The 22847-nt window shown below is 42.8% G+C and carries 22 protein-coding genes; 12 read left to right on the top strand and 10 right to left on the bottom strand.

Annotation, left to right across the window (positions count from 1 at the left end; translation table 11 throughout):
- Positions 1-6 precede the first annotated feature (6 nt).
- The 4 genes from frr to rpsB all read right to left on the bottom strand — a co-directional run bounded on the left by frr (position 7) and on the right by rpsB (position 3284).
- On the bottom strand, positions 7-564 hold the full coding sequence (frr, locus tag ACGHAV_RS08265) for a ribosome recycling factor (RefSeq protein WP_390378977.1): 558 nt from the start codon (positions 562-564) through the stop codon (positions 7-9).
- Positions 565-587: 23 nt separating this feature from the next.
- Positions 588-1325 (bottom strand): UMP kinase, encoded by a 738-nt coding sequence (pyrH, locus tag ACGHAV_RS08260; protein WP_390378974.1) that lies wholly within the window; start codon positions 1323-1325, stop codon positions 588-590.
- A 232-nt stretch (positions 1326-1557) separates the two neighbouring features.
- Positions 1558-2430 (bottom strand): translation elongation factor Ts, encoded by an 873-nt coding sequence (tsf, locus tag ACGHAV_RS08255; RefSeq protein WP_334012677.1) that lies wholly within the window; start codon positions 2428-2430, stop codon positions 1558-1560.
- A 122-nt stretch (positions 2431-2552) separates the two neighbouring features.
- Positions 2553-3284: a 30S ribosomal protein S2 gene (gene rpsB, locus ACGHAV_RS08250; RefSeq protein ID WP_159623661.1), complete on the bottom strand. Its 732-nt coding sequence runs from the start codon at positions 3282-3284 to the stop codon at positions 2553-2555.
- 443 nt (positions 3285-3727) lie between these two features.
- Between rpsB and map the strand changes: the two genes are divergently transcribed.
- From map to dapD, 3 genes are all read left to right on the top strand, one after another.
- Entirely contained in the window at positions 3728-4522 is a 795-nt protein-coding gene (gene map, locus ACGHAV_RS08245) for a type I methionyl aminopeptidase (protein ID WP_390378970.1), read from the top strand.
- 321 nt (positions 4523-4843) lie between these two features.
- The gene (gene glnD, locus ACGHAV_RS08240) at positions 4844-7495 is read left to right on the top strand and encodes a [protein-PII] uridylyltransferase (RefSeq protein WP_390378967.1); all 2652 of its coding nucleotides are present in this window, start codon (positions 4844-4846) and stop codon (positions 7493-7495) included.
- Positions 7492-8316 (top strand): 2,3,4,5-tetrahydropyridine-2,6-dicarboxylate N-succinyltransferase, encoded by an 825-nt coding sequence (dapD, locus tag ACGHAV_RS08235; protein ID WP_390378964.1) that lies wholly within the window; start codon positions 7492-7494, stop codon positions 8314-8316. Before glnD ends, dapD begins: the two co-directional genes overlap by 4 nt.
- Positions 8317-8415: 99 nt before the next feature.
- Here dapD and ACGHAV_RS08230 read toward each other — a convergent pair whose 3' ends face one another.
- The 3 genes from ACGHAV_RS08230 to ACGHAV_RS08220 form a co-directional block, all read right to left on the bottom strand.
- Positions 8416-8865 carry a flavodoxin domain-containing protein gene (locus ACGHAV_RS08230; protein WP_390378961.1) on the bottom strand — a complete coding sequence of 150 codons (450 nt, stop codon included), beginning with the start codon at positions 8863-8865 and terminating at the stop codon, positions 8416-8418.
- 114 nt (positions 8866-8979) lie between these two features.
- On the bottom strand, positions 8980-9759 hold the full coding sequence (locus ACGHAV_RS08225; protein WP_390378958.1) for a pseudouridine synthase: 780 nt from the start codon (positions 9757-9759) through the stop codon (positions 8980-8982).
- Entirely contained in the window at positions 9759-10148 is a 390-nt protein-coding gene (locus tag ACGHAV_RS08220) for a YqcC family protein (protein WP_390378955.1), read from the bottom strand. Before ACGHAV_RS08220 ends, ACGHAV_RS08225 begins: the two co-directional genes overlap by 1 nt.
- A gap of 180 nt (positions 10149-10328) precedes the next feature.
- Here ACGHAV_RS08220 and ACGHAV_RS08215 point away from each other — a divergent pair, with 180 nt between their 5' ends.
- A complete protein-coding gene (locus ACGHAV_RS08215; RefSeq protein WP_390378952.1) occupies positions 10329-11378 on the top strand; it encodes a DUF3549 family protein in 1050 nt (349 codons plus the stop codon).
- 1 nt (position 11379) lies between these two features.
- Positions 11380-11682 carry a DUF3301 domain-containing protein gene (locus ACGHAV_RS08210; RefSeq protein ID WP_390378949.1) on the top strand — a complete coding sequence of 101 codons (303 nt, stop codon included), beginning with the start codon at positions 11380-11382 and terminating at the stop codon, positions 11680-11682.
- A gap of 892 nt (positions 11683-12574) precedes the next feature.
- Here ACGHAV_RS08210 and ACGHAV_RS08205 read toward each other — a convergent pair.
- Together ACGHAV_RS08205 and ACGHAV_RS08200 are read right to left on the bottom strand one after the other, a co-directional pair.
- Positions 12575-13222, bottom strand: a complete 648-nt coding sequence (locus tag ACGHAV_RS08205; RefSeq protein ID WP_390378946.1) for a GNAT family N-acetyltransferase — start codon at positions 13220-13222, stop codon at positions 12575-12577.
- Between the two features lie 201 nt (positions 13223-13423).
- Positions 13424-13789 carry a DUF3192 domain-containing protein gene (locus ACGHAV_RS08200; RefSeq protein WP_334012666.1) on the bottom strand — a complete coding sequence of 122 codons (366 nt, stop codon included), beginning with the start codon at positions 13787-13789 and terminating at the stop codon, positions 13424-13426.
- A 285-nt stretch (positions 13790-14074) separates the two neighbouring features.
- Between ACGHAV_RS08200 and ACGHAV_RS08195 the strand changes: the two genes are divergently transcribed.
- Positions 14075-14365 carry a hypothetical protein gene (locus tag ACGHAV_RS08195; RefSeq protein WP_334012665.1) on the top strand — a complete coding sequence of 97 codons (291 nt, stop codon included), beginning with the start codon at positions 14075-14077 and terminating at the stop codon, positions 14363-14365.
- A gap of 45 nt (positions 14366-14410) precedes the next feature.
- On the opposite strand, the gene syd is transcribed toward ACGHAV_RS08195, so the two are convergent.
- Complete coding sequence (gene syd, locus ACGHAV_RS08190) at positions 14411-15025, bottom strand: SecY-interacting protein (protein WP_390378943.1); 615 nt, start codon at positions 15023-15025, stop codon at positions 14411-14413.
- Between the two features lie 96 nt (positions 15026-15121).
- Between syd and queF the strand changes: the two genes are divergently transcribed.
- From queF to ACGHAV_RS08160, 6 genes are all read left to right on the top strand, one after another.
- Complete coding sequence (gene queF, locus ACGHAV_RS08185) at positions 15122-15982, top strand: NADPH-dependent 7-cyano-7-deazaguanine reductase QueF (protein ID WP_390378940.1); 861 nt, start codon at positions 15122-15124, stop codon at positions 15980-15982.
- A gap of 62 nt (positions 15983-16044) precedes the next feature.
- Positions 16045-17616, top strand: a complete 1572-nt coding sequence (locus ACGHAV_RS08180; protein ID WP_390378937.1) for a GGDEF domain-containing protein — start codon at positions 16045-16047, stop codon at positions 17614-17616.
- Between the two features lie 17 nt (positions 17617-17633).
- Positions 17634-18995: a nucleotide 5'-monophosphate nucleosidase PpnN gene (gene ppnN / locus ACGHAV_RS08175; protein ID WP_334012658.1), complete on the top strand. Its 1362-nt coding sequence runs from the start codon at positions 17634-17636 to the stop codon at positions 18993-18995.
- Between the two features lie 208 nt (positions 18996-19203).
- A complete protein-coding gene (locus tag ACGHAV_RS08170) occupies positions 19204-19578 on the top strand; it encodes a DUF3192 domain-containing protein (RefSeq protein WP_334012657.1) in 375 nt (124 codons plus the stop codon).
- A gap of 11 nt (positions 19579-19589) precedes the next feature.
- Positions 19590-21200, top strand: a complete 1611-nt coding sequence (locus ACGHAV_RS08165; protein WP_390378933.1) for a histidine kinase — start codon at positions 19590-19592, stop codon at positions 21198-21200.
- A 362-nt stretch (positions 21201-21562) separates the two neighbouring features.
- A complete protein-coding gene (locus ACGHAV_RS08160; protein WP_334012655.1) occupies positions 21563-22570 on the top strand; it encodes an isocitrate dehydrogenase in 1008 nt (335 codons plus the stop codon).
- Positions 22571-22847: the final 277 nt, after the last annotated feature.

Here is a 22847-nt window from a genome sequence, read left to right as displayed (position 1 = left end):
AATTACTTATACTTCCATTAACTCTTTTTCTTTGTCAGCAAGCATGCTGTCAACTTTCTTAATGAACTCGTTAGTAATTGATTGGATGTTTTCTTCAGCGGCGCGACTCTCGTCTTCACTGATTTCTTTTTCTTTCAGCAAGTCTTTTACATCACCATTGGCATCACGGCGAATGTTACGGATTGCAACGCGACCGCTTTCTGCTTCATTACGTACAACGCGAATTAGGTCTTTACGACGCTCTTCGGTAAGTGGAGGAAGTGGGATGCGAATTGAACCACCTGCACTCATAGGGTTAAGACCCAAGTCAGATTGCATTATGGCTTTTTCAACTGCTTGAATAGCGCTTTTATCAAATACAGTTAGCGCTAGTGTACGGCTGTCTTCAGCAACTACGTTAGCAACCTGCTTTAGCGGAGTATCAACACCGTAGTAAGGCACCATAATGCCGTCTAGAAGGCTTGGGTGCGCACGACCAGTGCGAATTTTGCTGAATTGGCCCTTAAGTGAAACTAGGCTCTTTTCCATACGCTCTTGCGCATCTAATTCAATTTCATCAATCACGATTTGTATCCTATTGTTCTTAATTAATCGTTGTCAGTGTGGCGGATAACAGTGCCTTCTTTTTCACCCATCACTACACGCTTAAGACAACCTGGCTTGTTCATGTTGAATACACGAATAGGTAAGCTGTGGTCGCGCGCAAGAGTAAACGCTGACAAGTCCATTACTTTTAATTCTTTTTCCAACACTTCTTGGTATGAAAGTTCATCATACAATGTTGCTTCTGGGTTTTTAACAGGGTCATCGCTGTAAACGCCGTCTACTTTTGTTGCTTTAAGCACCGCGTCAGCTTCAATTTCGATACCGCGCAAACATGCGGCAGAGTCTGTTGTAAAGAAAGGATTACCTGTGCCTGCAGAAAAAATAACAACACGGCCTGATTTAAGAAGGCTAATAGCTTCTGCCCAATTGTAAGCATCACAAACGCCGTTAAGTGGAATAGCAGACATCATTCGTGCGTTAACGAACGCTCTATGAAGCGCATCGCGCATCGCTAAGCCGTTCATTACGGTTGCAAGCATACCCATATGATCGCCCACTACACGGTTCATACCAGCTTTTGCTAGACCTTCACCGCGGAATAAGTTACCACCACCAATAACAAGACCAACTTGAACGCCAAGTTCAACCAACTCTTTGATCTCTTGCGCCATTCTATCAAGCACTTTAGGGTCTATGCCAAAGCCTTCTTCACCCATAAGGGCTTCACCGCTAAGTTTTAACAGAATGCGACGGTATGCTGATTTTGGTGTGATACTCATAATTTGGAATGTCCTCGTAAACCCAGTTTGTCCTATATTCTCTCAAAATATTGCGTTAGAAAACATAGGACAAGCCGTTTTAAAAGCCCTGTTACTACTGTTGCACAAGATTAGCTTCACATTGATATAAAGCAATGGCAACAATAATGATAGACAGCTATAAAAAAGCACCTCCGAAGAGGTGCTTTGTAGTTTATCTAACTATTGCGTTATGCAAAAGATAAACGCTCAATTATTTCTTAGCAGCTTCCATTTGAGCAGCTACTTCAGCAGCGAAGTCTTCAGTCTTCTTCTCGATGCCTTCACCAACTTCGAAACGTACGAAGTTGATTACGTCTGCGCTATTATTCTTAAGAAGCTCAGCAACAGAGATTGAAGGATCTTTAACGAAAGGCTGACCAGTCAAGCTCACTTCGCCAGTGAACTTCTTCATGCGGCCTGCAACCATTTTCTCAGCGATATCAGCTGGCTTACCAGACTGGATAGCGATTTCGATTTGGATTTCTTTCTCTTTCTCAACAACTTCTGCTGGAACGTTTTCAGGCTTAACAAACTGTGGGCTTGCTGCTGCAACGTGCATTGCAACGTCTTTAGCTAGCTCGTCGTCACCGCCAGTTAGGATAGAGATAACGCCGATACGGCCGCCGTGGATGTATGCACCTAGTGTGTCACCTTCAACGTTAATAACGCGACGTGGAGAGATGTTTTCACCGATTTTAGCAACTAGCGCATCACGTACTTCGCTAACTTTAGCGCCGTTCATTTCAGCGTCGTTAAGTGCTTCAATGTCGTTGATGTTGTTTGCTGCCGCAACTTCTAGAAGCTCGTTACCGAACTTAAGGAAGCCTTCGTCACGCGCAACGAAATCAGTTTCACAGTTAAGTTCAAGCATAGTCGCACGACCCGCTTCAACTTTAGTAAGGATTACACCTTCAGCTGCGATACGACCAGCTTTTTTAGCTGCTTTCGCTTGACCTGATTTACGCATGTTTTCAATGGCTAGCTCAATGTCACCATCCGTTTCAACCAGGGCTTTTTTACAATCCAGCATACCTGCGCCAGTACGCTCGCGCAGTTCTTTAACTAGTGCTGCAGTCACTGCCATTTTTCAATTCCTCAGCATTAAATATAAAATTCGTTAGGTAAAAGGGGCGATATCGCCCCTCTCAATACGGTTCGTATTGTAGTACCGTCATATTATCTACATATGACAGTCAGCAATCAGAATTACTCTGCTGCTTCTACGAAGTCGTCTTGCTCAGCTTGTACTTCAAGGTTGCTTTCGCGACCTGAGTTGATAGCGTTTGCAGCTGCATCCAAGTAAAGTTGGATAGCACGGATAGCATCGTCGTTACCAGGGATGATGTAATCAACACCGTCTGGGTTAGAGTTAGTATCTACTACACCAACAACAGGAATACCTAGGTTACGCGCTTCAGTGATAGCAATGTGCTCGTGATCTGCGTCGATAACAAAGATTGCGTCTGGTAGACCGCCCATATCTTTGATACCACCAAGGCTGTTTTCAAGCTTGTCCATTTCACGCTGTAGCATTAGCGCTTCTTTTTTAGTTAGCTTTTCAAACGTACCGTCTTGGCTTTGTTGCTCAAGGTCTTTAAGACGCTTGATTGACTGACGTACTGTTTTCCAGTTAGTCAACATACCACCTAACCAACGCTTGTTTACGTAGTACTGGTCGCACTTAAGAGCAGCTTCTTTAACTGCTTCACCAGCTGCGCGCTTAGTACCAACGAAAAGGATTTTACCTTTCTTAGACGCAACACCTGAAAGGTAGTTAAGTGCGTTGTTGAAAAGTGGAACCGTTTTTTCAAGGTTGATGATATGAACTTTATTACGTGCGCCGAAGATGAAAGGCTTCATCTTTGGGTTCCAGTAACGAGTTTGGTGACCGAAATGCACACCGGCTTTCAGCATGTCACGCATAGAAACATTAGCCATTTTATTTTCCTCTTGGGGTTAGGCCTCCATATACCCCTTGTATCGATCCAGACCAACCTAGATTGAGCTGAACACCCCGATACGAAGTGACGGTATATGTGTGTTTTAATAAAATAAATTTACCCTCAAAAACGGCGCCTTTCACTTGGTGTAAACACTAAGAAAAATTGAGCTTTCCGTCAGGGCGCGCGCTTTATACCACAACAAGCACTTGAGCTCAAGTTTTCGCGCTTAAACCATATCTTTTTTCTGAGTAAAGGTTGCGTTAGGTAGCGTGTTTTTCTTTTAAAGTATTCAGCCAAACCAAAGCAGGCTGATTAACTTACCGACACATAAAATTAACCATAATTTACAGCAGCTTACTCAGAATGACCTGATTAATGTTATACTGCGTAAAATAGTTATTAATTACAGATTTTAACTTTAACGAGTTGAGAGGCGCTGTGTCAGCAATTATCAAAACCCCTGAAGAAATCGAAAAAATGCGCGTCGCTGGTAAGCTAGCGGCAGAAGTTCTAGAAATGATCACGCCGCATGTTAAAAAAGGTGTGACAACAGATGAATTAAACACCATCTGTCACGACTATATTGTTAACGAGCAACAAGCAATTCCCGCTCCGCTCAATTATGGTCATCCGCCGTTCCCTAAATCTATTTGCACGTCGGTGAACCACTGTATATGCCACGGCATTCCGTCTGACAAAAAATTAAAAGATGGCGATATTATAAATATCGATGTGACCGTTATTAAAGATGGCTATCACGGCGATACCTCCAAAATGTTTGTGGTAGGCAAACCTTCTATTCTGGCGGAGCGTCTTATCCGCATCACTCAAGAATGTTTATACCAAGCCATTGAACAAGTGAAGCCGGGTATGCGCCTTGGCGATATTGGCCACATTTGCCAAACCCATGCAGAAAAGCATAACTATTCAATTGTGCGTGAATATTGCGGTCACGGCATTGGCGCAAGTTTTCATGAAGAGCCACAAATTGTGCATTACGGCAAACCGGGAACCGGTGACGTTTTAGAGCCAGGCATGTGCTTTACTATCGAGCCAATGGTAAATGCGGGCAAGCGCTATTCAAAAGTACTTCCCGACCAGTGGACGGTAGTGACCAAAGACCGTAGTTTAAGTGCCCAATGGGAACACACACTATTAGTTACGGAAACCGGAGTTGAAGTACTAACCTTGCGAGGAGATGAAACACTACCACGTGTAATTTCTCACAATTAAGGCATTGCCTTTTATATTAATTCAAAAGCAGTAAGAGCTTTCTTGCTGCTTTTTTTATTTCTGATTTAAATAACTTATCGCTAAAAAGCAGCTTTCTTCGTTTTTATTTTACAGATGTCACATTTGTGTAAGCCACGTCATATTTGGCCTGCTGTTGCTCTCTTCTATAATCAAGACTTTCAATTGAAACATTTTCGCAACATAACACCATAAATATTCACATTTAACCTTGAATTATGCATCTACAGGCTACTGCGAAAACTCAACAATTCGTGATATTGTTCATGGTGTTTAAAAACAAAGCTATGTAAAAGGTGTATTTTGAACCTGCCATCACTGATTAAAAACATCGATGCTATTACGTCAGTAGACGATATCCCAGCGATTAAACGCTGTGTTGAAGACAGCTACTCTTGGATCACGACATCATTTGATAGCACACCTGTAAATCAGCTGGTCACAGGCAGAGCACAATTCGTTGATGCACTTTTATGCCATTTATGGCAGCTATATGGTTTGGATACAGTGAGCGAGCTAGCGCTTTGTGCCGTAGGCGGTTATGGACGAGGCCACCTTCAGCCACATTCCGATATAGACCTTCTTATAGTAAGTAAGAAAAAGCTCAAACCTGAAGCACAAGAAAAGATTGGCCAGTTCATCACCCTATTGTGGGATATTAAGCTAGATGTGGGGCAATCTGTCCGCACCATAAAAGAAACCGTAAAGCTCGCCAAAGACGATATCACTATTGCCACAAACCTTGTTGAAAGTCGTTTACTTTGCGGATGCGAAAACACGTTTGAAAAATTATGGGAAGACGCCAACGGACGAAATTCTTGGAGTAGCAAAGCTTTCTTTTCGGCAAAATATGAAGAGCAAAAGAAGCGCCATGCAAAGTTCAACGGTACTGCTTATAACCTAGAACCAAACATCAAAGAAAACCCAGGCTGTTTGAGAGATATACAGTCAATTGGTTGGGTTGCCAAAAAGCACTTTAAAGAATACGACGGCTGGAATTTAGTAGGGCACGGCTATTTTACCGAGCAAGAACACAGTGAGCTCATTGCTTGCAGAATGCACTTATGGAAAATGCGCTGTGCTTTGCATTTGGTTGCTGGCAGAAGTGAAAACCGGTTACTGTTCGATTATCAGCCCGATGTTGCTCAAATGATGGGTTACGGCGAGGAAGGTAAAGCGTCTGTAGAAAAAATGATGCGTGACTTTTTTAGAACCGTTGCGCGCGTTTCAGAACTCAATCAGATGCTATTACAGCGTTTCAAGTACGATATGCTTAACCAAAGCATACAGCGCACATCAATTATTAACGATGACTTTGAATTGCTAGACAATATGATTTCGCCTCGGCATGAAAAGGTTTTCTCATCACCTGAGGCCATTCTGGATTTTTTAAATCTGATCACCAACACACCAGAAGTTCAGGGCCTAAGCACAATTTGCATACGACAACTGCGTAATGCACACCGCGCGTTTGAGACAGAATACTTCGTTGAACGCCCCGCCTGTCGCGAAAAGTTCATGGTATTGATGAAACAGCCCGACTTTTTTAATTTCGCATGGGACGTAATGCACCAATACGGTATTTTACAGGCGTACCTTCCGGAGTGGGATACCATTGTTGGGATGATGCAGTTTGACTTATTTCACGCCTACACCGTAGATGAACACACCCATAGGTTGGTAAAACACGTCAACTTTTTCTTTTCAAAAGAGAACAAAGCCTTTCCTCGCTGCGGAAGAATTTGTCGAAACTTAGATAAGCCAGAAGTACTTTACATTGCGGCTATATTCCACGATATCGCCAAAGGAAGAAACGGCGACCATTCTACGCTTGGTGCAAAAGACGTCGCCGTTTTTTGCGAGCGTCACAATGTACCCAAAGATGACGCCGAAATGATAGCGTGGCTTGTTGAAAATCATTTACTAATGAGTGTTGTTGCTCAGCGTAGAGACATTTACGACCCTGACGTTATTAGTGAATTTGCCAGTGCCGTAAGAAGCCACAATCACCTTAACTTACTGTATACGTTAACGCTTGCTGATATTCGCGCTACTAACGATAATTTATGGAACGATTGGAAAGCGTCATTGCTGCGCGAGCTTTATTTGATGACGCAAAAAGCCCTTGATAACGGGCTGCAGTGTCAGATAACCCTTAATGAAAGGGTAGCTACCCACAAACATCAAGCGCGACAAATATTACAAGAGCGTGCCATCGACCCTATCGCTATCGACGCACTATGGGCAAGACTAGACGATGATTATTTTGTGCGTTTCAAACCCACTCAAATAGCGTGGCACACTGATGAGATATTGAAAGCGCAAGATGACTGGCTAACGCCAGACAACGAAGGGCTACTGGTAAAAGCAAATGACAACAGCGCTAAAGGCGGTACCGAATTATTAATATACGGCAAAGACAGAAAAGCTCTGTTTGCGCAGGTTGCATCGGTACTTGATAGTCGCAACTGCTCAATTCACGATGCGCATGTTACCGTAACCAGAGATGGTTACGTATTTGATAGCATGTTAATTCTGGAAAATGACGGAAATAGACTGTCGTCTGATTCACGTATTGCATCTATCGAAAATGCTATTTGTGCTCAGCTAGAAAAACCTGGACGTTCCCACGAAAATAAACGTAAGCTACCTCGCCAGATGAAGCAACTGGACGTTCCAACGAAAGTTCGCTTTTTTACTATTAACGATGAAGCGACGTTGGTAGAGTTAGAAGCCCTAGACGCCCCCGGCATTTTAGCTAAAATTGGGCACGCTTTCGTTGATACGAACATTACGCTAAAACTTGCGAAAATTGCCACCATTGGTGAACGCGCGGAAGACATTTTTATCGTCAGCAACGAGGCTGGCAAAGCATTAACCCAAGAACAACAGGTAAGCCTGAAAAAGCACATCCTGTTTAAACTCGACCAACTTGAAGATATCACAATACCATGAATGAATTGAAAGCCATTATTGAAGACGCCTTCGAAAATCGCGACAGTATTAGCCCAACTTCTGCGCCAGAGGAAGTCAAGAAAGCCGTTGCCGAAGCCATTGACCTACTTAACACCGGCAAGGCACGCGTAGCAGAAAAAATTGCTGGCGAATGGGTTGTTCACCAGTGGCTAAAGAAAGCGGTATTGCTTTTTTTCCGTCTGCATAACAATGATGTTATTGAAGGTGCTGAGAGCAAGTTCTACGATAAAGTTCCGCTAAAATATACCAACTATACCGCTGAGCAATTTGCAGCCGATGGCGCGCGTATTGTGCCACCAGCTGCAGTACGTACAGGTACTTTTGTTGGAAAGAACGCGGTTGTTATGCCTTCTTATGTGAACATCGGTGCGTTTGTTGACGAAGGTACCATGGTAGATACATGGGCTACCGTTGGTTCATGTGCCCAAATTGGTAAAAATGTGCATTTATCTGGCGGTGTAGGCATTGGCGGTGTGCTAGAACCGTTACAAGCTAACCCAACCATTATTGAAGACAACTGCTTCATTGGTGCGCGCTCCGAAATTGTAGAAGGCGTTATCGTTGAAGAAGGCTCTGTTATTTCAATGGGCGTTTATATTGGTCAAAGCACGCGTATTTATGACCGCGAAACTGGTGAAGTACACTATGGCCGTGTTCCAGCTGGCTCTGTAGTGGTAGCAGGTAACCTGCCAAGTGCAGATGGCAAATACAGCCTATACGCCGCCATCATTGTTAAGAAAGTAGATGCAAAAACACGTGCAAAAGTAGGCATAAACGCCCTATTACGCGACGCTGAATAGTAACGATATTTACGAAGGCAGTGATCCACAAAGCGTTGTTGAGATAACTGCATCAAAAAAGGCGCCCTATCGGCGCCTTTTTCATTTATTGCCGTGCGCTTACGCTAGCAGTTTATCTTTAATTGAATTCACCCACTCTACTACATCCTTTTCGGGTTCAAGTGTTTCCATTGCATCAATTTCAAGCATGTCTGCTACTGCGTTGCCTTTAAGCTCGGTTAAAAGCGTTTGAAATTGCTTGCCCGCCCCGCAAAAACTTTCACCGTAGCTACTGTCGCCTAATGCAGCTACAGCAAAAGGTTTGCCGGCCAGTTCTGGAGACTCATCTTGAAGATCAGAGAATACAAATTCCAAATTTGGTGGCACATCACCTTGGCCTGTGGTTGATGTAATAATTAGTATCGCATCTGCATCTGTGAAGTCAGATACTGATGGGTCGCTTTCTAGTGAACAATCAACGCCCTGACCCGCTAAACTCTCTTCAACTTGTTCAGCAACATGTTGAGCATTGCCATACACGGTGCCCGCAATTATTTTCAATGTACTCATTTAACCCTCTATTTCTTTGTTTAATGTCGCCGCAGTATTAACCGTGCTGCTCGAATACTTACTCTACCCTACGCTATACGCCCGTACTTTTTGCCCGCATGGTGAAGCGGCTAACTACCCAACAGCGAAAGGCGCCAACTCGTCCAATAATCTTCGCATTTCGTAGTGCATCTCACCATTAACAGTTATCCATTTTTGGTGCACTGGGTGCGTGAAGCCCATTTGTGTACAACTTAAGGCCAAGTTTGAAAAATTAAAGTGCGCTTTAGCGAATTTGTTTTGTTTGCCGTCTCCATGTGTCGTATCGCCAATAATAGGATGGCGAATATGCACCATGTGTCTTCTTAATTGGTGTTTACGACCGGTGCTTGGCAATAAACGTACAAGCGTATACCTTGCACTTTGGTATTTACCAACGGGTTCAGGTACTTCAAAACGCTGTACGCTCTCATAAACAGTCGTAGCTTGCTGAGGTGGCTGCTGAGGACGTTTGTGCTTATCCGCAATTTTGTCGTAGCGATATTTCAGCGCGTAATCAATCATTCCACTGTTATGCACAAAGCCTCTTACCAATGCGTGGTAAGTTTTACCTATCTGCTTTTCCATCATTTGCTTGCCAAGCGCTGCTGCGATATCGGAACTGAAGCTGAATAACAGTACCCCAGACGTTGGCCTATCTAAACGATGCGCTGGGTAAACGTGCTTTCCCAATTGATCGCGCAGTGTTTGAACCGCGAACACTGTCTCGTGTTTATCTATGGGGCTTCGATGAACCAACATGCCGGGAGGCTTATCTATCGCAACGATATGTTCATCTTGGTAAAGCACGTTAAGTACATTCCCGCCGTGGTTTTCGCGAAGATCATTGCTAATAGGGAGTTGAGTTTCGGCCACTAATTTACATCCTTACTAGCTAGCGCAGCAATGTCATCAATGCGCTTTAAGCATGCCAGAACACCAGAGACTCGCTGTTCAACATTTTCATCGGCATTATCTTTGGAAACCCCCTCTACACGGCCTTTAACACCAGAGTCCAAATACAATTCAGCCGCGGGGTATATTTGCATTTCAGGCACTTTATTACCGCTGTCCAAAAGCCATTGCATTTTAGGTATGAAGATAAAAGCCAGCCAGCTCTCAAATGGCATTGAATCAACAGCAAAAGGCGTCGTACTCTGCATGGCTTGCTGCGATGGAGGTGTGCTGGGCCACATTTCTGCAGACTTCATGGCTTGAACTAGGCATACCAATTCATCGGCCATCTCAGCATTGAATTCACTCACTTTCACCTCATTAAACAAAACGACAAACACGACAGCGTTCGTTTAAGGCTTTTTGTATATCGCGCTGTCAGTAAAAAAACGAGCGGAGTATAGCATTGCTACCGCTCAATTTGTTAGACGTACCCGTAAAAAGCACACCTGTGATAAACTTTCACAAACAGAAGTATTTCGGATTGAGCAATGAGCGCTAAAAACATTAATTCCATAAGCGAATTTTTATTACATGCGGGAACTGAGTACCATGTGTACGACATGGGACGACGACTTGTACCCACCGATGCACAAGCCTTTCTAGATATAGAAAATGGCGCAGCATACGCTCCGTACCCACGTCAACAGCACGCCTGGTTTGGCATTGTATTTTGGAATAAACACGCGTCGACACAACATTATATTTGGTTTGTAAAACTGCCCCTTGATGAACAAGGCTTGGTAGTTGCCGCTGCAAGAAATCATTTTTTAGATATTATTGTGGATGCGTTAGGGCAAAGTGTTGCAGATGATTCTGAGAAAGCGCAAACCCTTCCTGACAACCCGTACTCATTTGTACCAGGCCAAACGCTGCTTGCTCAGTTCAACGCTATGGTAAAAACCGCATTAAGCCAACCATTGAGCGAAGATGCGCAAAAAGTAGAAGCGTACATACAAGCACCTCAATTAGTAGACTGGCAGCAGCTATCAATGCAGAGTGTGGCTGACTTTGTATGTTCGCTTCCTTCTCATGACAAGCGCGAAAGTTTAGTAGACGCATTTGTGAAGAATCATGGTTTATATTCGGATGTATTCTTAAATACCATGATGGAAATGTGTGAAAACATTGCTCTTCACGAAGCAATGGAAACACTATTTATTAATAGGCTTACCAGCAATACTGATATTTCTCTTGCTGCGCTTCGAGGACTGTCTACGCAGGAGTATAGCCCCACCATTAATAAAACCCTTACAGAGCTTCTTAAAAATGAAAACGCGCAACGTATAGATGTTTTAAGTGTTGTGGCTGCCCGCCATTTTGAGCAGTTCGATGATGAATTACTCGCGTCTTTCTTAGAGCAAGCCGCTTTTGTCGATGCACAAGAAGCTCACAACGGCGCATTGTTTTCTGGGTTCTTTTCTGACTTGGTCCAAATTCCCAAGTTAAGAAGACAAGTGCTTACACTGTTGCACTCGCCTCAGAAAAGTAAAACGCTATCCAGTGCCTTTGAAAAGCTGTTTGCTCAAGCGAGACAATAACATGACGTTACTTGAACTGGTTGTGTGGTTAGTTATTGGTTTTACAGGGTATCAGTTTTGGCGCGTACGAGGCATTTCAGAACGAAGTAATAGCTTTCTAAAACAGTACTGCGACACGCATGGACTGCAGCTGCTTAGCGTTGCCCGCAGTAAAACTCGCTTTTCATTTAAGTATGGTAAACCAGACTGGCAAAGCACATTTGTTTTTGAATTTTCCAGCAATGGAGAAGACAGATACAGTGGCGAAGTTGAAATGATTGGGTTACGCGTTATCAGAACTGAAGTTCCACCGTATAAAATGTAAGCGCGAAAACGCGACACGGTCCTTTATTGTGTGGAAAGTATGCAAATAAGAGCACTTTCGTATAAACATAAAAAAAGGGGAACCTTAAAGTTCCCCTTTTTCTTGGAATTTTGAGTTTCCCTCTCTGCGATCCTTTGCGACTAAAATCATCCCGATTAAAATCCGTATTCGCCCCTTTCCATTTTCTCTCGCGCCTTCCTGTGCGAGCTACCCATCCATGAGCAGGTCCCTTTCCATTTATCCTTAATAACTGCACATCCTGCGTGCAGTGTTCCTCTTCCTGAGGCTGTCCTTATCAGACTCCGCTGACTATCCCTTCCGTTACTCCCTTATAACTACACATCCTGCTGTAGTCTTACCTAAATCCGTGGCGTGTCCTATGTCATCCGTGGTTTGCTCGTCCGTGCAAATTCTTCCATGAGGTGGGCTTCCTGCTACATCCTGTTGTGACTCCTGTCACGCAGTCAATCCCTTGAACCAGTCCCTTACACTTATCCTTGAACTAGTCCCTTCAATCCATCCCAGCATTCCGTACTTTTCATTTACAGCGTCCACGCTGTGTTCCATTCCATTCACTCACTGTCCTGTGAGAATCTTGTCCTTAAGTTGTCCCAGTTAGTCCTTTCAAATCTTCCTGACTCGTCGTGTATCCCTGTGACATGTACATAGTATCCCTTCCAAATATTACCGCCATATGGAATTACAAACTTTTAAGGGTGTTTTTTTGGACTTTTTTGTCTTTTCTAGAAAAATTTAATTAAATCAGTGACTTTAGACTTTAGTCTAATTTTAATATACACAAAATAGGGAAGATCGCTCACAGCATTTGTAGGAAATGTCTTACAAACGCTGAAGAAAATATGACTTTAGGGAAAGAATTTGCGAATTACTGTTACTTTTTTCTGTACATTACTTCGCCAGTAACATGCGAAAGACTGACTTGTCCTACAATCTCATAGTTATCATCGTTGAAAAACGAACGATGTTTGGCAACCGTAACAAAAACAGAGACACCTTCACTCTTTTTGTCTTCATCTACTACGCTGTCTATGGCGCCAAGTAAAACATGCCCCAAACCATGCTCTTGATAGTCGGGGTGCACCGCAATAAAGCTCAACATGTGAAAATTTTCAGCAGGTACCAGTGAACGCACCTTCTCCTCTTTCTCAAGCATTTGTTTAGTGCCAAATAATCCTGCGGTAAGCAACATACGAAGACGCCAATGCCAATAACGCCCTGCACCAAACGCTGCATCAGGCGCAGTTAGGCACGCAACAGCAATAAGACGTTCTTTATCAAACAATCCAATTATAGGTTGCTCCGCTACCCAAAATGCATTTAGCTCTTCCCGAATGGCTGAACGAAGACGGCTTTCATAACCTTCTTTTTCGGCCTGGAAAATATCGATAAATAAAGGATCGTCTACATAAGCGTTGTAGAGAATAGAGGCGGCTACTTTTAAATCGTCGACGGTAAGATAGATTGCTTTAACCGTTTCGTGCAGCGGCACCGTTGAATCATTTAAGGCGTGAGTATTCATGAGGGTCTCCTCGAAGGCTGAAATGCAACGGCACTATCAACTACTTGCATCTATTTGAAAGTACTGGTTACTTAAATCAGTAAAATATCGATTACATAAACGTAATCCGTTAACTTTTACTGTTCATTTGTTAGCCTACTTGAAAAACCCTCACATGTTAACTTTTTATTAACATTTAAAGTCTACATATAGCGCAACGCTTTAGTTCATTAAGCTGTACGCGCTATCGCCCCAACCTACCAAGCTTCCATTCTTGAAAACAAGTGGCGTGCATTCATCTTTTGTTGTAACGCCATCACCCATGGTTTTTTGTGTACGATAGAATAAAACACGATAGGTACCGTCCTGCTTTTCAAAGAGCTCGTTGAAGTCGGCAACGCCCATTTTCCGCAGCACGTTTTCATATGTTGCGCCTGTTTCCAGCTTTGCTATGTGCTTGCGATTATTAAACTCTCTATCTTCCCAGTCTGCGCCGTAATGACTATCAGATCCACCGCCTACCGAAACAACGCAGCCGGAAAGAAGAACAGAAGAAGCCAGAGTGACTGATAATAGAAGCGTTTTCATGTGTATTCCTTGTTTAAACATTATGTGCTTAGTTTTTATAGTAGAGCGTACTAAATGAACCGTTACTGAACATTTAGTACCCTCGTTGTTTTTGAGATATATCAACTAAACACAATTAAACAAAATTGAGGCCAACTTTTAAGCCATTGATTAATATCAAAATTATTTACAAAGCATTTTCTATTAACCAATTAAAATGGCGAATACACAAACTTATTAGTGAAATTCACACTTTTCACACGGTAAACTGAAGCAAGAATTTATTTATCGGAAGCCTGAAGATCAATGAATAACGACAATATACAAAAGCTTGTTTTATTGTGTCATAAGATGCAGCAAGAGGGAGTGACTCCCTCGGTTGGCATGCTACGCTCGAAAGCGCCGTTCAAAGTATCGGTAACCGAAGCAATTGAGACTATAAAACGCTTTAACGTAAGCAGTGCGCATACACCTAAAAAGGTAGTTGCCACGAACAATGCGGAACAAGCACTAAGCGAAAGAGTCGCCCAACTAGAAAACGAGGTTGAGCTTTTAAAGCGCTCTTTAAGTGATGTAATTAAACAGTTATCAAAGTGACCTAATCAATTTCTGCATTGCAGCTTTTGGCTTTGGCTGTAGCGCTCAAGTAGGTGTTGGCGTTAGAGATGCTAAAAACGCCGCCAAATTTGGCGCTACAATTTGCTGCGGCTCTTTTCCTACTTGCTCAAGCGCAACTTCACCGGTGTCATTTATAATAGAAAGAATAAAATCTTCTTCATCGGTCAAGCCAAAGAAAAGCGTTGGAGCTTGCTTAAGTCGTTGTTTCATAAGCAGGTGTCCAATCAAGTTTTGTTGAAGACCTTCGAAATCTTCGTCATTCCAAACTTGAAGAAGCTCACACTGACCTTGTTCAGCGGTCGCTGTAAAATTCGCACTGTAATAACGGGTGAAAAATTCACAGAAATCAGGATGCAATGAAAGCGACATCGCATTCTCTACATTTTCGAAGCTATTCTGGCGTTCTTGCATTCTTCCTTGCGTTCCCTCGTGCATTTCGTCTTGCGTTCTGTTTTGCATTTTAGGTGCCCAACTTACCATTTCACCTTCACTAGGCGCTAACGCACCTATGGTAGCTGTTTGTTCTAGACACGGAGATGGCCAGTTCGCCTCATAAGCCACTTTGAGACCACTCTCGTTTGCAGCGTCGACATAAGATGATACAAATTTATCTATTTGTTCTGAAATTGTTAGACCCATTGTGGAGTTACCTACGTATTTTTGGGGTACACTATACTTATAAATGGCGATGTCAACTTTGCCATTGTTGTTACTAGATAATGTTAAAAGGTTCTTATGTCGACAGACAAATCACCCTCAAAAGTATCAATAAAAGCACCCGATGATCTTTCCTTAGGAAAGCAGGTTGAATATGAATTTGAATATAACCCTGGCCTTCTCCAAGGCGTACCTCGTAGTTTAAGTAGAGACACCTTGGCCTTGGGTAAAGGAGCACTGCCATTCTCAGGTATAGATACATGGACGGGATACGAGTTATCGTGGCTAAATACTAAAGGTAAGCCACAAATCGCTATCTTGGAATGTGATGTACCAATTACGTCTGAGTTCCTTATTGAATCGAAGTCTTTCAAACTTTATTTGAACAGCTTTAACCAAAGTAAGTTTGCGTCGCCTGAAGACGTTCGCAAGACACTAGAGGCAGACCTTTCGAACTGTGCAGGAGAAGGCGTAAGCGTTAACTTAATTCTTCCCAGTGCTTTTGAGACCTTAAAGTTTAAAGAATTTAGCGGTACTTTGCTTGATGATCTTGATATAGACGTAACCGATTATTCCCCTGAGACTCGATTCTTAGCCGTAGATAGCGAGCAAGACGAAGTGAGTGAAACCTTAGTATCTCATTTACTTAAATCGAATTGTTTGATCACAAGTCAACCAGATTGGGCTAGTATTCAAATACGCTATCAAGGAAAAGCTATTGAGCACGAGGGGTTACTGCGTTATTTGATAAGCTTCAGGCAACATAATGAATTTCATGAACAATGTGTTGAACGTATTTACAACGACATTATGCAGCTTTGCAAGCCAAATAAGCTTACCGTGTGTGCAAGGTACACGCGCCGCGGTGGGTTAGACATCAATCCGTTCCGTTCTAACTTTGAAGCGCCTTATGCAAATCATCGTCAAGCCAGACAATAATGTGTAGCGCGAGTACCTTACAAAAAAACAATTATTAAGCTAATCAATGAAGACAAATAAAAATGGAAGCTAAACAATTACAAGCTTATAAACAGAACAATACGCTTCTTTGCCAATTTATAATCAGGCTTTCAGCTTTTTATGAAGGCTTCTCAGATAAGATTGATAACGAATTAGGAAAACTACGTGGGCACCTTTCTGGCACACCTAACTTTAGCCTAGCTGCAGTTAGCATTGAAAAGCTTAATAATTTAATTCAGCACCAAGATGTAACCTTAAAGAAATACACGTCTGATACCGCGGCTTCTATTGAAGACTCGATGAAACAACTTCAAAAAATTGTTTTTGAAGATGACGAACTGAAAACGTTGACGACGAAAGAGCTCATCAAGTTAAATCAGCCCATTAATGATGTGTATAGCATATACAAACTCTATGCAAAGGCACTTACGTTACATCGTGTAGCATTAAACAAGAAAATGGTATCGCTGGCACCCACTGAAGAAAAGTTAAATGCCTCACCGGCTGAGCACATTTCTTCAATCAGCGATGGTGAAGAAAATCACACAGCTCCACAAGACGAGAACCCTCACTACCGTTCTATCCTTGTTGAGTTAAATCAGCTGATTGCTTCATATGCTCAGAAAAAGCCTAACGATAAGCAGCTTAATGATATCAAAGACCGTTTAGAAAGCGGTATGGATGAAAATCAGCTACTGAAAAGCTGTGTAGTAATATTGCGGATGATTGTTCAAGATGCAATGTCTGAGGCAAGTCTTACCGGAAAGGTAATACAAAGCCTACACAACTCGTTAGGGCAAATTAATAGCAGCGTATCGGAAAGTATTGAAGACAGTAAGTCGCAGTTTGAGCAGCGTAAAGCAGGTAACGAACAGCTTAAGTCCCACATCGATAGTATTGAAGAAGTCGTGTCTGAAAGCGATTCTCTAGAAGTGCTAAAAGAACAGGCTCAGTCTTGTGTGAAAAACCTAATGTCAACGCTATCTGAACAACAGAACAATGACGAAAAAGGGCAAGAAGCGCTGGTCTCGTTGCTGTCATCAATGCAAGAGCGTATTGAAACACTTCAACAAAAAACGGCTGTTTACAAAAAGAAACTTGCAGAGCAAGTGATGCAAAGTAGAACCGACACACTAACTCGGCTACCAAACCGACAAGCGTACAACGAAAAACTTGAGCATGCTTTCTCACATTTCAAAGATTCCGGCGAGCCCCTTGCTGTGGCGGTAGTTGATATCGATCATTTTAAATCGATTAACGACCGTTTTGGTCACGCCGCAGGAGATAAAACACTTCAAGTGGTAAGCCGTCACTTAAAACAAAGCATGGAAAAACATGAGTTCATCGCACGTTGGGGCGGTGAGGAGTTTGTTATGTTATTTCCAAACACAGACATTGACAGGGTCGACAAGAAGCTAAATGAAATGCGTACCCACCTGGCTTCATTGCCGTTTAAGTTCAAACAAGAAAAGGTAAAAATTACCGCTTCATTTGGCGCCACATGCTTTCACAAAGATGATAATACAGACTCGGTATTTGAGCGTGCAGACGAATATTTATACAGAGCAAAGAGGGATGGACGTAACCGCGTTATCACAGATTTAAATAATTAGCACAAGGATGCTGATATATGAAAAAAGTGCAGCTTAATCCGGTTGGCTCTATGAGCCAACTGTCTCAGGTGGAAGTAGCCCGCCTTCAGGATGCCACAGACAGTGAGTTTTTCTCTATGTTCAAAAACTGTTGTTTGGCAGTACTCAACAGCGGCGTTGATGAGGATAACTATGAGACACTTTTTGCCCCCTATGAAAGCTTCGACATCAAACTTGTACGACGCGAGCGTGGCGTAAAAATTGAGCTGCTCAACCCTCCTGAAGTTGCATTTGTAGATAACAACTTAGTAAGAGGGGTTCATGAACACCTTTTCGCCGTGCTTCGTGACATGCTGTACATGGGTAATAAGTACGCATTCCTTCACCAAGATGAACCCGCTGAAAGCAGTGATATTACTGATATGGTTTTCGATATGTTACGCCATGCCAATGCATTAGAAGGTAATGATGGCGTAAATACTATTGTATGCTGGGGCGGCCACTCGATAAACCAAACAGAATATAAATATACAAAAGAAGTTGGCTATCAGCTGGGCCTTCGAGATATGAATATTTGCACAGGCTGTGGCCCAGGTGCAATGAAAGGGCCTATGAAAGGCGCCACTATTGGCCATGCCAAGCAACGTCAAAAAAATGGCCGATATATAGGTATTTCTGAGCCTAGTATTATTGCTGCAGAGCCGCCTAACGCGATTGTTAATGAACTCATTATCATGCCAGATATTGAAAAGCGTTTGGAAGCATTCGTAAGGCTAGGTCATGGTATTATTGTTTTTCCGGGTGGCGTAGGTACAGCAGAAGAATTGCTTTATCTATTAGGCATACTGATGAATGAACGCAACGCGCAACAGCCCTTTCCTGTGGTACTTACTGGACCTGCTGGAAGTGAAGCCTATTTCGAAGCTATCGATGCTTTTGTAGCTGATACGCTTGGAAGTGAAGCACAAGCTAAATATCAAATTATCGTCAATGATCCTGAAGAAGTAGCAAGAACCCTGTGCAGCGGATTGGATAAAGTGAAGAAGTTTAGAGGGGCGATGGGCGATGCTTATAGCTTTAATTGGTCATTGAAAGTTGATGCCGATTTTCAAAAGCCTTTCATTCCTACCCATGAATCGATGTCGCAGCTTCAACTTCATTTATCGCAAAGTAAAAGTAGTTTAGCGTCTAACCTGCGAAAAGCCTTCTCTGGTATTGTCGCTGGAAATGTGAAGGCAGAAGGCATAAAACAAATTAAAGAGCGAGGCCCGTTTGAACTAACTGGCGATAGCAATTTAATGAGCAAAATAGATACGTTGTTAGAATCATTTGTGGCGCAGCACCGCATGAAACTGCCGGGTAGTGCCTATGAACCCTGCTATGTTGTTAAGCAAAAATGAAACGCGATGACGCACACAGATTATTTGATGCATTTGCTTACGTTTACTACTTATGTTTAAGGCACTTTTTGAGATACACTAGTAGACTAACAATATATTCTTACTAGATACAAAGTACTAATGCATTGCGCAACTGCGTAGCGTCAAAGCCTAAGCGATCATGGTGACACCTGCATTAGACTCGAAATGGAAACGAGAAGTTACGGTCATGAACACCAAAGTCATTCGTCTAATATTAGCTGGTGTCGCGCTCTACGCGGTGTTTGTTTTTATGGTTATCGCCTTTTATCCCGATAAGCCTGAAAACATGGATTGGAAAGACCGTGAAGAATATAACCGAGTTCAAATTACTAAACTAAAACTGGGCAGCACTCGTGAAGAGGTGTTAGCACTTTTAGGGTCTCCAGATATCACAGAAGCGAAACGCCAAGGCGCAATGGCAATACAAGTTATGTTTTTTAGAACGCAACACGTTCGAGCTGATGGCCTAACAACTCAGGATGAATGTACTCCGCTTTTATTTGAAAATGATAAGCTGATAGCGTGGGGAGAGGGAGCCTACTCAAGCTATCAGAAAAGCTGAGGTAAACGGGAGTGACGGATATCGTTTCCACACTTAGCCGCCTTGTTCAACAACCAGAAAACACGCTAACCACCGAACAGTGCATAAATCACTGGCTCAAAACGGCAAAGCGAGTGATAACGCTGGTACATGCGAACCCAGCTATTCCGGCCTCCCTTGTTCAGCTACAAAGCGAACTGCCTTTTTGTACAAAGCAGGCTTTACTAACTGCTCTGTTTTGCAAACTAAACCAGTTTAATGACCATTACACCCAACACATTCTCGCTGCGGTCATCGCAGCCCACTGGTGTCACTCCGAAGCAAATAAAAAGCAAAATATTACTGCGTTGTTACGTTTCTTGAAGGCAAAGAAGCTAATGGTGTGGCTAGATATTCTTCGTATTCAAAAGGTGATGTTTTCTGACAAATGCGGCCCCGCGCTTGCCGATGTAAGACTATGCGCAGCGCAACGAATTTGCCTTATTAGCGCAACTTTGCTGAATAGCTCAGAGAACATATCTCCTGCTGCGCTGTTTTCAGCTATAGCCAAGAAAACACCAACGCATCACAGGGAATACGTAGCGGCGATTATTGATTTATTTGTAAAACCTATGCCAGGCGCCAAGGTGTATGCCAAAAACACCCCAGGCGTACTCATCGATATTCAGCAAAAACACGGCTTTATTTTTAGCCTAGCAAACAAAGATACTGAAGGTGAATGGGTTCCGCTTTCAACTATTGTATTCCCCAAACCGCTTTTTATACCTTTCACTCACTTTATAGCGTTATATACCGATACTGCTAAACAGCGTGCTTCAACCGGCGGAAGTCAATTCTTACCAGTATCATTTGATATACAGCGTCCACCTCAGGCCCTACTTGGCATAATTGACGAATTACAAAAGCGAGACGTAGAAATTCCTGCACTTTGTACAAAAATAGAAAAAGTAGAAACCTTCAACCGGTTCTTAATGCATACCGCAGGGCAAGATAACAGGCTGCAGATACCCGTCAAAAATATAAAACAAGCGGTTATGACCTACGGTATTGAGCGCGTGGGCGATATGCTGATGCAGTTTGCATTACTAGAGCGCCTTACACAAAACGATTTTCCACTACTTGGTATGTGCAAGCAGTTCACGTTACTTTCTTGTTCTATCGCAAGTCATGTGGCTAGTTTATGTAACAATAAATTCTCGCCTCAGTCAGCAGCACTTACCATGACGTTTGTTTGCGCTCCATTATTCACGTTACCGGGGCTAAAGGTTGCATCAACACTTCCAAACAATGACGCTGATGATTTAATGATAAACCAAGGGTTCAGAGTAAAGTCACAAACACCTTGGCTGTCTATATCAAGCGAACTGGCAGGAAATTGGCATCAGAGCGCTACGTGGCGAGCGGTGCTTCACCATTGTGCAAAGTCTAACGACAGTGTACCAAGCTCACTTAAGCAAGAACACGCTATTATGTTGATAAGCTTCGCAATGGCTAAAGCGTGTTTGTTCAAGGGCGATATATTTTATTTACAACAAAATTTGGAGTTTAAGAGCCTGCTTATTCGGATAAACGTTGATTTCAGCGCGCTTACTAGCATTGTACATGATCAGGGGGCTCTGCTTTTTTGCCCGCTACCTCATTAAGTTGTCATCTAATTAAGTTCGCACCCTATTTAAGCCCGCTAGCCAAGACAATTCCGTGCCGCAAAATATGTGCAGAGTTTTACTCTTTGAACTTGTATAAGCAAAACTCTTACACTCACACTAAAGTCGCACAGAAATGAATGAGGCAAAAACACGTTATAACGTAATTAATCTTTACGAATGGCTATAACTTACGCCCCCTATCGTATAAAATACCGCAACTTTTGCGCTGCTTACGGCAAAATCCCTACAAAATCCATTATAATAAGCAAGCAGACAAACTTTGGTGCGTATCGCTCGCCAAATAGCAATTTAGTAAACCTAACGATTTTGACAACAGAATTACCAGAGGATCCCTCAACATGACTCAGCAACGTATTACAGTCATTCGCGGTGACGGCATTGGCCCGGATATCATCGATGCGACCACAAAAATTCTAGATAAGGTTGGCTGTGACTTTGCCTATGATTATGCCGACGCTGGATTGGTAGCCCTAGAAGAGCACGGTGAATTGCTTCCTCAAGCAACACTTGATCTAATCGCGAAAAACAAAGTTGCCTTGAAAGGCCCTCTTACTACGCCGGTAGGTGAAGGTTTTACTTCAATCAATGTTAGCCTACGCAAGCAATTTAAGCTTTATGCTAACCTACGCCCTGTAATGTCTTTTAAAGGCACAAAAGCGCGTTACGAAGACATCGACATCATTACAGTACGTGAAAACACTCAAGGTATGTATTCTGGTTTGGGCCAAGTTGTTTCAGAAGACGGCAACGAAGCAGAGGCGATGAGTAAGATCACTCGTGACGGCGCAGAAAAAATTGTTACATTCGCATACGAGCTAGCGCGTCGTGAAGGTCGCAAGAAAGTAACAGCTGTGCACAAAGCTAACATTCTTAAATCTACATCTGGCCTATTCTTAAAAGTAGCTCGTGAAGTTGGTGAGCGTTATCCAGATATCGAATCAGCAGAAATGATCGTTGATAACTGCTGCATGCAGCTTGTTATGAACCCACATCAATTCGACGTAATTGTTACTACTAACCTATTCGGCGATATCCTGTCTGACCTTTGTGCTGGCCTTGTAGGCGGCCTAGGTATGGCACCTGGTGCGAACATTGGTGAAGATTGCGCTATCTTTGAAGCGGTGCACGGTTCAGCACCTGATATCGCAGGTAAAAACCTTGCAAACCCAACATCTGTTGTTCTTGCAGCTGCACAAATGCTTGAATACCTTAACATGGGCGACAAAGCTGAGAAGATCCGCACTGCACTAAAAGACGTCATTGAGTCTGGCGACCGCACTACACGCGACCTTGGCGGTGAAGCAGGCACTACTGAGTTCACAGAAGCGCTTCTTGAGCGTCTATAAAACTTCTAGTCAAAAGCTTATGTAAAAATCCACTTCCATAGAAAGTGGTTTTATACAGACAAGAGAATAGCGGGCATCAGCCCGCTATTTTTTTATCTGTTCTAACCTTGCCTCTTTTAACAACTAATTCGCCTCACTCAATCACGAAAAACTGTACTAAAACTGGACTGGTGTAATTTCAACTTCTTCGTATCATTCTACCTTGTACTCTTTTTGTACAACCATGCCCTCACACATTTAGCTGTAAGGGATTAACAGCAATAAAGATAAGGAAAGA

The sequence above is a fragment of the Alteromonas sp. MTD1 genome (genome assembly GCF_042848195.1).
Taxonomy (GTDB): Bacteria; Pseudomonadota; Gammaproteobacteria; order Enterobacterales; family Alteromonadaceae; genus Alteromonas.
Note: the sequence above shows the minus strand (reverse complement) of the source record. Positions and strands in the feature narration are given on the sequence as shown.